Here is a 14,449-nt window from a genome sequence, read left to right as displayed (position 1 = left end):
GGTCCCTGATAGTTTATTGCCATGACCGGGGAAACCGACCTCAGCCCGGCGCGACTGCGCCATGCCCGCCTCGCAATAGCCGCCGTCTTCTGCGCCCACGGCGCGGTCACCGGCTCCTTCGCCACCCGTATCCCCTGGATCCAGGACCACGCCCAGCTCAGCGCGGGCACCCTGGGCCTCGCCCTCGCCTTCCCCGCGCTCGGCGCGGCGCTCGCGATGCCGCTGGCGGGGCGGCTCAACCACCGGTTCGGGGCCCGGACCGCCCTGCAGGGCCTGCTGGCGATGTGGACCCTGTCGCTCACCCTCCCCAGCCTCGCCCCGAACCTGGTGACGCTGTGCTCGGCGCTCTTCGTCTTCGGGGCCACTGCCGGCATGGCGGACGTGGCGATGAACGCGCTCGGCGTGGAGACCGAGAACCGGCTCGGCCGCTCGATCATGTCCTCGCTGCACGGCATGTGGAGCGCGGGCGCACTGATCGGCTCGGCCGCGGGCGCGGCCGCCGCGCACGCCGGCGCCGACGCGCGGCTGCACCACCTGGCCGCCGCGCTCGCACTGACGGTGGTCGGGCTGGTCGCCGCACGGGGTGTGCTGGACCTGCGGCCCGGCCAGGACGGGCAGGCGCCGCCGCACTTCGCGCTGCCCCCGAAGTCCGCGCTGTTCATCGGGGCGATCGGCTTCTGCGCGGTCTTCGCGGAGGGCGCGAGCATGGACTGGTCCGCCGTGTACCTGCGGGACGTCCTGCACACGGAGGCGGGGCTCGCCGCCGCCTCCACCACGGCCTTCGCGCTGACGATGACGGTCGCCCGGCTCGCCGGGGACAAGGTGGTGGACCGGTTCGGCGCCGTACGCACGGTCCGCGCGGGCGGCGCGCTGGCCACCGCGGGCGGGCTCCTCGTGGTCGCGGTACGGGAGCCGGCCGCGGCCATGGCCGGGTTCGCGCTGATCGGGCTCGGCATCGCGGTGGTGGTCCCGCTGGCCTTCGCGGCCGCGGCGCGCAGCGGGCCGGAACCGGCGCAGGCCATCGCCGGTGTCGCGACGATCACGTACACCTCGGGGCTGATCGCCCCGTCGGCGATCGGTGCGGTGGCCGACGCGACCTCGCTGGTGGTGTCGTTCGGGCTGGTCACGCTGCTGGCGTTCGCGCTGATCGCGGGGGCCGCCGTACTGCGGCAGCGGCCGGCGGTGGGCGCGGCCGCCGCTGCCAATCGGGACGAAACTGCCGGTATCCAGCCGTAATATGGCGCCTGGCCGCAGGGCGGCCCGGAAGCTCGACTGGTCGCCGGCGAACGCCGGACAACAACGGAAGTGGTGGAACATGGGCCTCGGCGTGCGCTGGACGCTGCACGGAGACGGGCGGACCCCCGCCCCCGGCGCGGTGGTCCGGCCGGACGAGCGGCTGTCGTGGCCGCGCACCGCCGGGCTGGGTGCCCAGCACGTCGTGGCGATGTTCGGGGCGAGTTTCGTCGCGCCGGTGCTGATGGGCCTGGATCCGAACCTGGCCATCATGATGTCGGGCATCGCGACGGTCGTCTTCCTGCTCGCGACGCGCGGCCGGGTGCCCTCGTACCTGGGCTGCTCGCTCTCCTTCGTGGGTGTCGCCGCGGCGATCCGGGCGAGCGGCGGGGACAGCGCGGTGGTCACCGGCGCGGTGTTCGTCGTCGGCGCGGCGCTGTTCCTGGCGGGGCTCGCGGTCCAGCGGTTCGGCGCGCGGATCATCCACGCGGCGATGCCGCCGGTGGTGACGGGCGCGGTCGTAATGCTGATCGGCTTCAACCTGGCTCCGGTGACGGCCTCGACGTACTGGCCGCAGGACCAGTGGACGGCGCTGCTGACGATGCTGTTCACCGGGCTGGCCGTGGTCTGCCTGCGCGGCTTCTGGTCGCGCATCGCGATCTTCCTCGGCCTGATCTTCGGGTACGGCATCTCCTGGGTCTTCGACCTCGTCTTCGGGAAGATCCACTCCACGACCGGCGGGCCGGAGGCCGTGGAGCACTGGCGGCTCGACCTCTCCGGGGTCGGCAAGGCCGACTGGATCGGGCTGCCGACCTTCCACGCGCCCGCCTTCGAGTGGTCGGCGATCCTGATCGCGCTGCCCGTGGTGATCGCGCTGATCGCCGAGAACGCCGGGCACATCAAGGCCGTCGGCGAGATGACCGGCGATCCGCTCGACGACAAGCTCGGCACGGCCATCGCGGCCGACGGCGCCGCGTCCATGCTGTCCACGGCGGTGGGCGGGCCGCCGAACACCACGTACTCCGAGAACATCGGCGTCATGGCCGCCACCCGCGTCTACTCGACGGCCGCGTACTGGGCGGCGGCGGGCTTCGCGCTGCTCTTCGGGCTGTGCCCCAAGTTCGGTGCGGTCGTCGCCGCGATCCCGGGCGGGGTGCTGGGCGGGATCACCGTCATCCTGTACGGCATGATCGGCCTGCTCGGCGCCCAGATCTGGATCAACGGCCGGGTGGACCTGCGCAACCCGCTGAACCTGGTGCCGGCCGCGGCGGGCATCATCATCGGCGTCGGCGGGGTCAAGCTGCACGTCACCGACAGCTTCGAGCTCGGCGGCATCGCGCTCGGCACCATCGTGGTGATCACCGGCTACCACGCGCTGCGGTACTTCGCCCCCGCGCACCTGAAGCAGCAGGAGCCGCTGCTGGACGCGGGGACGTCCGCGTACGACGAGCCCGACGCGGACCGGGACAAGCGGGGTTGACGCAGTTTCGCCCGAACCGGCGAAGCGTACGGCCAAGTTCCCCGGATCGGCGCCGGCGCCTGGGACGCTGCCACCCATGGAAGCGGTGCTCGCGCGGATGCGCGCCCTGGACGAGCGGCTGCCGGAGCAGGACGGTGTGGCCGTCTTCAACCGGGTGTACCTGACGGTGACGCAGGCCCTGCACGAACGTATCTCCCACGGGGGTTTCCCCGCGCCCCGGAGGGCGGCGGTGCTGAGCGTACGGTTCGCCGAGCGCTACCTGGCGGCGGTGGAGGCCGAGCGGGCGCCGGCGTGCTGGCGCCCGCTGCTCCAGTACCGCCGCCACCCGGGCGTCCGGCCGCTGCAGTACGCGCTGGCGGGGATCAACGCGCACATCGGGCACGACCTCGCGCTCGCGGTGATCTCCACCTGCCGGACCCTGGACTGCGAGCCCCGCGCCCTGGAAGCGGACTTCGACCGGGTCGGCGACACCCTGGTCGCCCTGGAGGAGCGCATCCGCGAGGACCTGATGCCGGGCCCGGACCTGCTGGAGGTCGCCGACCCGCTGACCCATCTGCTGGGCTCGTGGAGCCTGGACCGCGCCCGCTCCGGCGCGTGGGCGGCGGCCCGCCTCCTGTGGACCCTGCGCCGCTCCCCCGACCTGGCGGAGGAGTTCACCGAGTCCCTCGACGCGGGAGTCGGCCTGGTGGGCCGCTGCCTGCTGACCCCGGTACGGATGAAGTCGCCCGCGTAGCCGCCGGCCGCCGGGCCGCCGAGCCGTCGGAGCGCAGCGGCCCGGGGCATGAAAACGGGCCGCCGCCGCGTTCGTGCGCGGGGGCGGCCCGTGGTCACGGGGGTCCGGGAGGGGTCAGTCCTCCGGCAGCTCGACCGGGGAGATCTCGTCGTAGAGGTCGCCCGGGCCCGGGTTGGTGGCGTCGGTGGAGCCGCCGAGGTGGTGCATCACGCCCCAGACCGCGTTGAGGGCCGTCTGGACCGCGCCCTCGGCCCAGCCCGCCGTCCAGGAGATGTCGTCGCCCGCGAGGAAGATGCCGCGCTTGTCCTCGGGGAGGCGGTCCTGCATGAAGTGGGTGAACAGGCGGCGCTGGTAGCGGTAGTGGCCCGGGAGGTTGGCCTTGAACGCGCCCATGAAGTAGGGCTCGTTCTCCCAGGACACCGTCACCGGGTTGCCGATGATGTGGCCGCGGATGTCGACCTTCGGGTAGATCTCGCCGAGGGACTTCAGCATGACCTCCATCCGCTCGTTCGCGGACAGCGGCAGCCACTTGAGGCTGTCGTCGCACCACGTGTACGAGAGGCAGATGACGGCGGGCTGGTCCGGGCCGTTGTCCAGCAGGTAGGTGCCTCGGGTCATGCGGTCCGTGAGCGTCATCGACATGACGTCGCGGCCGGTCGGGTTCCCCTCGTCGTCGACGGCCTTGTCGAGCCAGAAGGGGCGATCGACCGGGATGAAGAGCTTCGACGACTCCATGTAGTGGGTGCGCTCGATCGCCGTCCAGTGGTCGATCGGGAACAGCGAGTCGTCGCACGCGATCTTGGACAGGAGCATCCAGGACTGGGCCGTGAAGATCGCGGCGCGGTACGTGCGGATGTCGCCGGACGCGTCCGTCACCGTGATGCGGTTGCCCGCCGTGCGGTGCAGGCGGGTGACCGCCGGGCGCGGGGTGCCGTCGTGGAGGGAGGACAGCGACGTGCCCTGGGCCCAGTGGACGATCTTCTCGGGCTCGCGCTCCCACATGCGCAGCGGCAGCTGCTGCGAGCCGCCCACGATGCCGCGGTGGTGGTCGTCGGCCTCGGTGTAGACGACGCGCAGGATCTCCAGGATGGAGTTCGGGAAGTCGGTGTCCCAGCCGCCCGTGCCGAAGCCGACCTGGCCGAAGATCTCGCGCTTGCGGAAGGACTTGAAGGCCTCGGACTTGCAGAGGAACCCGTAGAAGGTCTCGTCGTCGAGCTTCTCGACCAGCTTCGCCCAGATCTCGCGAATGCGCGGGACGTCCCGCTCGCGCATCGCGGTGTTCATGTCGGAGAAGTCGGCGCCCTCGTCGAGGCAGGCGTTCCACGCGGCGGACACGTCGCGGTAGACCTGCGGGAGGTCGGCGATGGTCTCGGCGTAGTGGGTCTCGCCCTTGAGGTCCACGACGGTCGAGGGGGTGGCCTCGGCCAGCGGGTTCGGGAAGGGCTCGGTGACCAGGCCGACGAGGTCGATGTAGTGCTGGAGCGCGGTGGAGGACGGCGGGAAGCGCATGGCGCCCATCTCCGCGGTCAGTCCCTCGGTGCCGGCGCCCTCGAAGCCGACGGTGCGCAGTCGGCCGCCGATCTGGTCGGCCTCGTACACGACGGGCTTGAGGCCCATCTTCATCAGCTCGTACGCGGAGATGATGCCGGACAGCCCGCCGCCGATGACGGCGACCTCGGTGCCGTGCTCCGTCGCCGGTATCTGGCCGAGGCCGGCCGGGTGGGCGAGGAAGTCGTCGTACGCGTACGGGAAGTCCGGGCCGAACATGGTGATCGGCGGCTGTCCGTCGCTGTGCGGGACGGCGGTGGTGGGCACCGTGGACGTCATGGGGTACGGCTCCTTGCGGGGTCGGGCAGGGGGGAGGGGTCAGACGAGGGAGGCGTACAGCCCCGGGCGCCGGTCGCGCAGGTACGGGTTGTTCTCGCGCGAGGCACTCAGCAGCTCGGGGTCGGCCTCGCCGAACACCAGCTCCTCACCGCGGCCGGCCCGGGTCCGGGTGACCCCGTCGGGGCTGGCCAGGCAGCTGAGTCCGACGAACTCGAACTCGCCTTCCGGGCCGGTGCGGTTGACGTATGCGATGTACATCTGGTTCTCGAAGGCCCGTACGGGGACGAGCTGTTCGGCGACGAACTGGAACGGGTGCATCTGCGCGGTCGGCACCAGGAGGAGGTCGGTGCCGGCCAGTGCGTGCGCCCGTACGTTCTCGGGGAACTCGACGTCGTAGCAGATCATGAGGCCGATGCGGAGGCCGTTCAGGTCCGCCTGGACGACGGTGGTGTCGCCGGGGGTGAAGGCTTCCTGCTCGAAGCAGCCGAAGAGGTGGGTCTTGCGGTAGTTCGCGAGCGCGGTGCCGTCGGGGCCGATGAGCTGGGCCGCGTTGTAGACCGCGTCCCCCGACCGCTCCGGGTAGCCGTACAGGACGGCCAGTCCGTGGCGGCGGGCGATCTCGCCGATGGCGCGGGCGGACATGCCGTCGGCCGGTTCGGCGAGGCGGGCGATGTCCTGGACGTCCAGCGCGTAGCCGGTCAGGAACATCTCCGAGGTCACGAGGAGCCCGGCCCCGCCCTGTGCGGCGCGCGCCGCGGCCTCGTCGAGCGCCTTGAGGTTCTCGGCGGTGTCGCCGAGCCGGCCGGAGCTCTGGAGGAGGGCGGTGCGCAGCGGGGGCATGGGCGTACCTCTGTGGCAGGAGGGGTGGGGGTCATCAAACGGTACGTTCGCGCGTTCGACCGCGACAAGCCGTGACCGTTGCGCTCCGCGCATCGAATCGTTGCGTGTTCTCGGCCCTGAGCGGCGATTCGTTGCGCGGGACCCCCCGGGGTTGCCCGTCGGTGACCCCGTCACCCCTGCTGCGGGGCTCGCGGGGAGTCTACGAGGCCTCGCGGAAGGCCGGGTCCGCGCTCAGCCGGCACAGGTCGTCGAGGATGTCGGGGGTGTGGTTGGAGACGACGCGGCCGCTCCAGGTGTCGCACAGGGCGGGGACGGTCAGCGTGCCCGCGTAGTGGTGGCCGGCGGCCTCGTACGCGCGGCGCAGCGCGGCGTGCCCTTCGGTGGCGGGGTCCGCGCCGAGGAGGGTGGTGGCGACGGAGCGCTCCAGGCCGAGGAGGGTGAGGGCGCGGGTGACGCGGAGGGAGAGCGGACACCCGGCGGACAGGTACAGCCGGTAGCGGTGCGGCACCGGCGAGAACCCGGTCCCGATCCGCCCGCGCAACGCGTGCCCGACCGGGGCCGGGGCCGCGACCCCGGCGGACCCCGAGCCCGGCGCGACCTCGGCCCCGGCCGGCGCCGGCAGGACGGCCGGGGCCGGCAGGACGGCCGGGGCCGGCAGGACGGCCGGCGCCGGCAGGACGGCCGGCGCCGGCGCAGCCTGCGGCAGGCCGGACGGGGGCACGCCGGGCTGCGACGGGCCGGACGGGGTCACGCCGGGCTGCGACGGGACGGACGGGGTCACGCCGGGCTGCGACGGGACGGACGGGAACGCGCCGGGGCGCGGCGGGGGTGGGGCGGACTCGGGAGCCGTGGCGGGTTGCGGGAGGGCGGACGGGGACACGGTGGTCTGGGACATGGCTCTCCTGTGGCGGCGGCGGCGCGGGCGGCGGCGCGGGGATCTCCTGGGTCCGCGGATGCGGAGCGGTGGAGAAGGAGATCAGCCGCGCGCGGCGAATGCGCTGCACACGCGCAGGAGGTCGATGTGCAGGCGCCGGGTCAGCCACCAGCGGCGGAGGGTCTCTGCCCCCGCGTCCGCCGTCCAGGCCTGCTCCACCGGTGCCGTCCCCGTCCCGCGCTCGGTGCCCCGACCCGGATGGTTAGGCTTTCCGGGGCGGGCACGTGTGTCCTTCGTGGCCGTCTCCCGCAGTCTCGTGGCGGCGCCGGGGACCGTCAAGAAGGCGGTCACCGCCGACTTCGGCGTACCACGCGGTGGCCGACGGAAGGAAACCCCCAGCCATGTCCCGTGAGACCCGGACCGACGCGGTCCTCGACAACCCCGTCTGGGCGGCGCTGACCGGCCCGCACCGCGGCTTCGCCGAGATCGGGCCGCGGGGCCTCTCCGCCCGCTACACCGCCGACGCCTCGCCGTTCGCGGCGCTCGCCGACCCGCAGGACCCGCAGGCCTGGGCCGATCTCGCCGAGCTGAGCGGCCCCGGGCAGGGGGTCTGGGTCACCGGGCTGCTGACCCCGCCGGCCGGGTGGGACACGGTCGCCTCCATTCCGGGCATACAGCTCGACGGGCGGGCGGTACGGGGCGAGGCCGACCCCGGCGCGGTCCGGCTGGGCCCCGCCGACGTACCGGAGATGCTGGAGCTGGTCGCGTTGACCAGGCCCGGACCGTTCTTCGACCGCACCGTCGAGCTGGGTACGTACCTCGGGATCCGGCACGAGGGCCGGCTCGTCGCGATGGCGGGCGAGCGGATGCGCCCGCCGGGCTGGTCGGAGATCAGCGCGGTGTGCACGCATCCCGAACACCGCGGCCGGGGGCTGGCCGACCGGCTGGTCCGCGCGGTCGCCGCCGCCGCCCGTGAGCGCGGGGACAGCCCCTTCCTGCACGCCGCCGCGGACAACGCCCCGGCGATACGGCTCTACGAGGCGATGGGCTTCACCCGGCGCCGGGAGCCGCTGTTCATCGGGCTTCGCACCCCCGAAAAGAAGCCTTAACACTGGTCAACACGACTTAACACACAGGGCATTGCAGTCGGTCTGCTGCCTCGCACAGCGTCCGAACGGGCCGGGCGATGAACACCGGGGACGGGGAGGAAGCGGACGTGACCGTGCAGACGGGAAGCGCCCACCGCCCTGCCGCCCCGGTGCCGGGCGCGGACCGGGCAGGACCTCACGAGGACTGTCCGGCCCCGCGCCGGGCCCTGCGCCCGGGCCGGCCGGTGCGGCGGGGGCCGCTGCGCTCCCTGGCCCGCGTCGGCCTCCTGCGGGTGGCCGCCACCCTCCGTCGCCCCTGATCCGCCGTCCTCCGGCTCCACCGCCGCCGGTGCGCTGCGCGGCAGCCGGAGCGACTCGGCTACGCGCGCCACTGGTTCGCCGACCAGAACCTCGCCCCGGGGTCGCCGGGACCTCACCCGCCGTCGCGCTGGCGCTGACCACCTGGGCCGCAGCGCTCCGGGCAGGCCCCGCGCCCGAGGGCGGAGACGGGCGAGGGGGCGATGCCGTTCCCGGCGCAGGACAGGGCCGGGAACGGCAGCTACCGGCGGAGGGGCGGGCCCGGCGCACCCGGGCGGTGCGTGCGCGCCAGGTCCCGGCGGCCGGGCGGGACTTGGAGGACGCGGCCCGGCGTCCCACTTCGCTCACGGCACGTTTCGCGGCGCGCTGCGCGGCCACACGCGCAGTACGACCCCCGGAAAGAACTGCCATGACCGACGTCTCCCGCCTGCCCGGCTCCGTACGGCACCACTGGCAGTGGCAGTCCCGCGCGGCCTGCCGGGACCTGGGCCCGGCCGGCTTCTTCCACCCCGCCGGCGAGCGGGGCGAGGAGCGCGAGGACCGCGACGCGGCGGCCAAGCGGGTGTGCGCGCCCTGCCCGGTCCGTACGGCCTGCCTGGCGCACGCCCTGCGCACCCGGGAGCCCTTCGGCGTCTGGGGCGGCCTGACGGAGGAGGAACGCCGCGCGCTCCTCGGCTCCCGGGCCGCGCCGGTCAGGCAGGGGCGCCCGAGGTGAAGCGGCGCAGGAGCGGGGAGAGGACCAGTACGGACTTGGTGCGCTCCACGAAGGGCTCCCCCGCGATGCGCTCCAGGACCCGCTCGAAGTGCCGCATGTCGGAGGCGAAGACCTGGACGAGGGCGTCCGCGTCGCCGGTGACGGTCGACGCGGACACCACCTCGGGGTACCGCTCCAACCCCCGTCGGATGTCGTCCGGCGAGGTGTTGTGGCGACAGTAGATCTCGATGAAGCCCTCGGTCTCCCAGCCCATCGCGGCGGGGTCGACCCGGACGGTGAAGCCGGTGATGGCCCCCTCCGCCCGCAGCCGGTCCACGCGCCGCTTGACGGCGGGGGCGGAGAGCCCGACCTCGGAGCCGATGTCCGCGTAGGAACGGCGGGCGTCCTCGGCGAGGGCGTGCACGATGCGTTCGTCGAGATCGTTCAGTCGCACTGCGGGTGGATCACTTCTCTGCTGTGGCCAATGCTGAGCGGCGGATGCCGTACAGGAAGTAGACCACGAGGCCGACGGCCATCCAGACACCGAACGCGATCCACGTGGCGACCGGCAGGCTGTACATCATCCACGCGCAGGCGATGAATCCGAGGATCGGCGTGACCGGGAAGAGGGCCACCTTGAAGGTGCGCGGCATGTCGGGCTTGGTGTGGCGCAGGATCATGACGGCGACGTTGACGAGGGCGAAGGCGAAGAGCGTGCCGATGCTGGTCGCGTTGGCGAGCTCGCCGAGCGGGATGAAGGCCGCGAGGGCGCCGCAGAAGAGGGAGACGATCACCACGTTGACGCGGGGGGCGCCGGTCTTCGCGTCGACCTTGGCGAAGGCCTTGGGGACGAGGCCGTCGCGGGACATCGCGAAGAGGATGCGGGTCTGACCGTAGAGGACGGCGAAGACGACGGAGGCGATGGCGACGACGGCGCCCGCGGCGAGGACGACGCCCCAGATGCTGGTGCCGGTGACGTCGGTCATGATCTGGGCGAGCGCGGCCTCGGTGCCCTCGAAGTCCTGCCACGGCATGGCGCCGACGGCGACGAAGGCGACGAGGACGTACAGGACGGTGACGATGCCCAGCGAGAGCATGATCGCGCGGGGCAGGTCCTTCTTCGGGTTCTTGGCTTCCTCACCGGCGGTGGAGGCGGCGTCGAAGCCGATGTAGGAGAAGAAGAGGGTGGAGGCGGCGGCGCTGATGCCGGTGATGCCGAGCGGGGCGAGCGGGGCGTAGTTGCCGGCCTTGATGCCCATGACGCCGATGCCGATGAAGAGCACCAGGGTGACGATCTTGACGACGACCATGATCGTGTTGATGCGGGCGCTCTCCTTGGCGCCGCGCATCAGGAAGACCATGGCGAGCAGGACGACGACCAGCGAGGGCAGGTTGATCCAGCCGCCGTCGCCCAGCGGGGCGGCGGAGAGCTTCTCGGGGAGCGTGATGCCTATGGTCCCGTCGAGCAGCTCGTTGAGGTACTGGCCCCAGCCGACGGCCACGGCCGAGACCGACACCGCGTACTCCAGGACCAGGCACCAGCCGCAGATCCAGGCGATGAGCTCACCCATGGTGGCGTAGGTGTACGAGTACGAGGACCCGGAGACCGGGACGGATCCGGCGAGCTCCGCGTAGGAGAAGGCGGAGAAGAGCGCGGTCAGGCCCGCGATGATGAAGGAGATCGTGACGGCCGGGCCGGCCTTGGGTGCGGCCTCGCCGAGGACGACGAAGATGCCGGTGCCGAGGGTGGCGCCGATGCTGATCATCGTCAGCTGCCACATCGTGAGCGAGCGGCGCAGGGAGCCGCCCTCGCCCTGGCCGCCCTCGGCGACCAGCTGCTCCACGGGCTTGCGGCGCAGCAGCGGGTGCGCGGGCTTGCGGGGCTCGGACGTGAGCGGTGGCGCCTGGCCGTGATCGAGCACGAGGGGACTCCTTCTTCACTGCGGGTGGGATTGTTCGGCGTCGACCGCAGCGGTCCGGAGCAGTCCGCAGGCAGGGCAGGGCCTGTCTGGGCATGGGGGACCGCCGAGCAGGCGGTCCGCGCCACTCCACGTACAGCGAGTGAGCCTACGAGCTGAGTGATACCGCCCGTAATGCACCATCCTTGCACATTGGCGCACGATCGTTGCGCGGATCTGTCCGGGATGGTCCTTTGTTGCGTGCGGATGATCGATCAGTGCACGGCCCGCCCATTCCGCCGTTCTTGACACTTCGTCAGATCTGCCGCAGCGTGCCGCCATGGATCTGGACGTGCTCTACGAGATAGACGTGCCGAGGCCCTGGCACGGAGCCCATCCGCACGGACAGCGCGCCGCCGAGCAGCGCGCCTACCGGGAGGCCGTCGAGCAGATCCGGCTCGCCGACCGGATGGGCTTCCGCACCGTCTGGGCGGTCGAGCACCACTTCCGCGAGGGGCGCTCGCACTGCCCGGCCCCCGAGGTGCTCCTCGGGCACCTCGCCGGGCTCACGGAACGCATCCGGCTCGGCTTCGGGGTGACCCTGACCCCCTTCGGCTTCACCCCGCCGCAGCGGATCGCCGAGAAGGTGGCCACCGTCGACGTGCTGTCCGGAGGCCGCGTGGAGTGGGGCACCGGGCGCTCCACGCCCATGGAGCAGGCCGCCTTCGGCGTGGACCGGGAGAAGTCCCGCGACGACTGGCGCGAGGCCATCGGGATCGTGACCGGGATGTGGCGCGAGGAATACTTCGAGTACGCCTCCGAACGCTTCCGCTTCCCGCGCCGCATGGTCACGCCCAAGCCCGTGCAGGACCCGCACCCGCCCGCCTGGATGGCGGCGACCTCCGCCGGCTCGGCCGAGGTCGCCGGGGAGAACGGCCTCGGGCTGCTCTCCTTCTCGATCATGCAGCCGCTGGACGCGATGGCCCGCCAGGTGGCCGCGTACCGGGCCGCCGCCCGCGACCCGCGGCCGCTCACCGACGTCACGACGAACCGGGTCAGCGCCTACACCCTGGTCCACGCGACGGCGCCGCGCACCGAGCCGGGCGCCCGCGTGTGGGACTCCGTGGCCTGGTGGTACTCCAACCTGGCCCGGTTCACCCTCGACTGGGAGCTGCCGCACCTGACCCCCGAGGAGCGCGAGCGGACCTTCCCGCTGCTCACGCCGATCCTCGAAGGGAACGTCCCCGTACGGGAGTTCAGCGACGGGGACATGATCCTCATCGGGGACGCCGAGACGATCGTCGCCAAGGCCAAGCGGTACGCGGACCTCGGCGTGGACCAGCTCATCTGCTACGTCCAGTGGGGGTACCTGGAGCACCGGGAGATCCTGCGGACCCTGGAGGTCCTGGGCAAGGAAGTCATCCCGGAGCTGGCCCGCTACCGCCCGCGGACGGCCGCCCCGTGACCCCGGCCGAGGACGCGACCCCGGCCGAGGACGCGACCCCGCCCGCGCGCATGAACCCGGAGCCCCTCACGCACACCGAGCCCCTCGACACCTCCCCCGTCCCCGACTACCCCGCCCTGCACCGGCTCGACGGCCGCGGCTTCGTCCTCCTCGGCGCCGGCAACGGCATCGGCCGCCAGACCGCCCACGCCCTGGCTGCCGGCGGCGCCCGCGTGCTGTGCGCGGACGTCGACGCGGAGCGCGCCCGCGCCGTCGCCGCCGAGGTCGCCGGAGTCCCGTACGCCGTCGACGCCACGCGCCGCGAGGCTGTACGGGCCCTCTTCGCCGAGGCCCCGCGGCTGCTCGGCGGGCGCCCGGTCGGCGGGGTGGTGGACATCGTCGGCATGGCCCGGTACGCCGCCCTGCCCGAGCTCGACGACGCCGGCTGGGACTGGCACTTCGACCTGGTGCTCCGGCACGCCTGGCTCGCCGTCCAGTACGGCGGCGAGGCCGTCGCGGCGGGCGGCGGCGGCCCTCTGGTCTTCGTCGCCTCCGTCTCGGGGCTCACGGCCGCCCCGCTGCACGCCGCGTACGGGGCCGCCAAGGCCGGGCTGATGTCCCTGGTGCGCTCCGCGGCGGTCGAACTGGGCCCGCGCGGGGTACGGGTCAACGCGGTGGCCCCGGGGGTGGTCTGGACCCCGCGGGTCGCCGCACTGCTGGGCGGGGAGGGCCGGCGGCGCAACGCGCGCAACGCCCCGCTGGGCCGCGTCGCCGAGACCGCGGACATCGCGGCAGCCCTGTACTTCCTCGCCTCGCCGCAGTCCTCGTACGTGACGGGGCAGACGCTGGTGGTGGACGGCGGGGTCGGCGTGAAGTTCCCGTACCCGACGATCGGAGGCGAAGAGTGAGACCGCAGAGCCCCGACGGGCCGTGGCTCGACCCCGGCTCCTTCCTGCGCGGCGTCGCCTGGCTGGACGACGGCCGCCCCGTGCGCGCCGACCCGGCGGACACCATGCGGCTGCCCTGGGACACGGGCGAGCGGGCCACCCTGCCGATAGGCGTGCGGCTGGAGTTCACCGCGCAGGGCGCGCGGGCGGTGGAGATCCGCTACCGGGCGACCGTGCCCGGTCCCACCGACGCGCTGCGCGACCTGGCGCACGGGTTCTCGCTCTGGGACCGCCACGGCGTGGTCTCCGAGGTGTTCACCGAGCCGGCCGCGGAGGCCGTCGTACGCATCGAACTGCCCGGCGGCCGCGGGCCGTTCACCGTCCACCCGCCCGAGACCCAGTCCCCGCTGATCCTCGGGCTGCGCGGGATCGGCGGTCCCGTGGCCCCGGCGCCGCCCGCCCCGCGGTGGGTGGTGCACGGCGACTCCATCACCGAGGGCTGGTGGTCCACCCGCCCCGCGCACGGCTGGCCCGCGGTCGCCGGCCGCGCCCTCGGCTGGGACACCGTCAACCTCGGCTACGCGGGCGCCGCGCGGGGCGAACTCGCCACCGCCGAGCAGCTCGCGGACCTCCCCGCCGACGTCCTCACGCTCGCCTTCGGCACCAACTGCTGGTCGCGCGTGCCGTTCTCGGTCCCCCTCCTGTACGAGACCACGCGCGTGTTCCTCGAACTGGTCCGGCAGGGCCACCCCCGGACACCGGTGCTGCTGGTCTCCCCCGTGCTGCGGCCCGACGCGGAGCGCACCCCGAACCGGCTCGGCGCCACGCTGGGGGCCCTGCGCGATGCGATGGAGCGCGCCGCCAGGGACCGGATCGCCGCCGGGGACGACCGGCTCGCCCTGCTCCCGGGCCGGGACGTGCTGGGTCCCGGGCAACTGGCGGACGGGCTGCACCCGAACGACTCCGGACACCTTGCGCTCGGCCTCGCTGTGGTCACGGCCCTGCGGCGGGCCGGGTTCACCGCGGGGTGAGTGAAACACCCCACAGCGCCCGTCTTGAACAGACCGGGCTCCACGAGGCGTGTCCTGCACACAGTTGCCGCCGCTCCGCAGCCGGGGCGGCGGGCACCGCCG

14 protein-coding genes are annotated in these 14,449 nt (G+C 73.4%); 9 read left to right on the top strand and 5 right to left on the bottom strand.

What is annotated here, in order from left to right; genetic code table 11:
* The first annotated feature begins 21 nt into the window (after positions 1–21).
* The 3 genes from AB0M99_RS09790 to AB0M99_RS09780 all read left to right on the top strand — a co-directional run bounded on the left by AB0M99_RS09790 (position 22) and on the right by AB0M99_RS09780 (position 3,446).
* Positions 22–1,236, top strand: coding sequence for an MFS transporter (locus AB0M99_RS09790; protein WP_365918419.1), 1,215 nt, complete (start codon positions 22–24; stop codon positions 1,234–1,236).
* A 79-nt stretch (positions 1,237–1,315) separates the two neighbouring features.
* Entirely contained in the window at positions 1,316–2,713 is a 1,398-nt protein-coding gene (locus AB0M99_RS09785; protein ID WP_365918504.1) for a solute carrier family 23 protein, read from the top strand.
* Between the two features lie 76 nt (positions 2,714–2,789).
* The gene (locus AB0M99_RS09780) at positions 2,790–3,446 is read left to right on the top strand and encodes a DUF5995 family protein (protein ID WP_365918417.1); all 657 of its coding nucleotides are present in this window, start codon (positions 2,790–2,792) and stop codon (positions 3,444–3,446) included.
* Between the two features lie 114 nt (positions 3,447–3,560).
* On the opposite strand, the gene AB0M99_RS09775 is transcribed toward AB0M99_RS09780, so the two are convergent.
* The 3 genes from AB0M99_RS09775 to AB0M99_RS09765 all read right to left on the bottom strand — a co-directional run bounded on the left by AB0M99_RS09775 (position 3,561) and on the right by AB0M99_RS09765 (position 7,008).
* Positions 3,561–5,273, bottom strand: coding sequence for an NAD(P)/FAD-dependent oxidoreductase (locus AB0M99_RS09775; RefSeq protein WP_365918415.1), 1,713 nt, complete (start codon positions 5,271–5,273; stop codon positions 3,561–3,563).
* Between the two features lie 39 nt (positions 5,274–5,312).
* The gene (locus tag AB0M99_RS09770) at positions 5,313–6,113 is read right to left on the bottom strand and encodes a carbon-nitrogen hydrolase family protein (protein WP_365918413.1); all 801 of its coding nucleotides are present in this window, start codon (positions 6,111–6,113) and stop codon (positions 5,313–5,315) included.
* Positions 6,114–6,312: 199 nt separating this feature from the next.
* Positions 6,313–7,008, bottom strand: coding sequence for a hypothetical protein (locus AB0M99_RS09765; RefSeq protein ID WP_365918411.1), 696 nt, complete (start codon positions 7,006–7,008; stop codon positions 6,313–6,315).
* A gap of 380 nt (positions 7,009–7,388) precedes the next feature.
* Here AB0M99_RS09765 and AB0M99_RS09760 point away from each other — a divergent pair, with 380 nt between their 5' ends.
* From AB0M99_RS09760 to AB0M99_RS09750, 3 genes are all read left to right on the top strand, one after another.
* Entirely contained in the window at positions 7,389–8,096 is a 708-nt protein-coding gene (locus AB0M99_RS09760; RefSeq protein WP_365918409.1) for a GNAT family N-acetyltransferase, read from the top strand.
* A gap of 107 nt (positions 8,097–8,203) precedes the next feature.
* A complete protein-coding gene (locus tag AB0M99_RS09755) occupies positions 8,204–8,395 on the top strand; it encodes a hypothetical protein (RefSeq protein WP_365918407.1) in 192 nt (63 codons plus the stop codon).
* Positions 8,396–8,802: 407 nt separating this feature from the next.
* Positions 8,803–9,108 (top strand): WhiB family transcriptional regulator, encoded by a 306-nt coding sequence (locus tag AB0M99_RS09750; RefSeq protein ID WP_365918405.1) that lies wholly within the window; start codon positions 8,803–8,805, stop codon positions 9,106–9,108.
* On the opposite strand, the gene AB0M99_RS09745 is transcribed toward AB0M99_RS09750, so the two are convergent.
* Positions 9,086–9,541, bottom strand: coding sequence for an Lrp/AsnC family transcriptional regulator (locus tag AB0M99_RS09745; RefSeq protein ID WP_007262967.1), 456 nt, complete (start codon positions 9,539–9,541; stop codon positions 9,086–9,088). The two genes, AB0M99_RS09750 and AB0M99_RS09745, sit on opposite strands and share 23 nt — an antisense overlap.
* A gap of 10 nt (positions 9,542–9,551) precedes the next feature.
* Positions 9,552–11,009 carry an amino acid permease gene (locus AB0M99_RS09740; RefSeq protein ID WP_365918402.1) on the bottom strand — a complete coding sequence of 486 codons (1,458 nt, stop codon included), beginning with the start codon at positions 11,007–11,009 and terminating at the stop codon, positions 9,552–9,554.
* Positions 11,010–11,325: 316 nt separating this feature from the next.
* Here AB0M99_RS09740 and AB0M99_RS09735 point away from each other — a divergent pair, with 316 nt between their 5' ends.
* From AB0M99_RS09735 to AB0M99_RS09725, 3 genes are read left to right on the top strand one after another with little or no spacing between them, the layout of a single operon-like run.
* Complete coding sequence (locus AB0M99_RS09735; protein WP_365918400.1) at positions 11,326–12,450, top strand: LLM class flavin-dependent oxidoreductase; 1,125 nt, start codon at positions 11,326–11,328, stop codon at positions 12,448–12,450.
* Positions 12,447–13,337 (top strand): SDR family oxidoreductase, encoded by an 891-nt coding sequence (locus tag AB0M99_RS09730; protein ID WP_365918398.1) that lies wholly within the window; start codon positions 12,447–12,449, stop codon positions 13,335–13,337. Before AB0M99_RS09735 ends, AB0M99_RS09730 begins: the two co-directional genes overlap by 4 nt.
* Positions 13,334–14,347 carry a GDSL-type esterase/lipase family protein gene (locus tag AB0M99_RS09725; RefSeq protein WP_365918396.1) on the top strand — a complete coding sequence of 338 codons (1,014 nt, stop codon included), beginning with the start codon at positions 13,334–13,336 and terminating at the stop codon, positions 14,345–14,347. The genes AB0M99_RS09730 and AB0M99_RS09725 overlap by 4 nt, the downstream gene beginning before the upstream one ends.
* The last annotated feature ends 102 nt before the right edge of the window (positions 14,348–14,449 follow it).

The sequence above is a fragment of the Streptomyces sp. NPDC051183 genome (genome assembly GCF_040682455.1).
In the GTDB taxonomy this organism is placed as follows: domain Bacteria; phylum Actinomycetota; class Actinomycetes; order Streptomycetales; family Streptomycetaceae; genus Streptomyces.
Note: the sequence above shows the minus strand (reverse complement) of the source record. Positions and strands in the feature narration are given on the sequence as shown.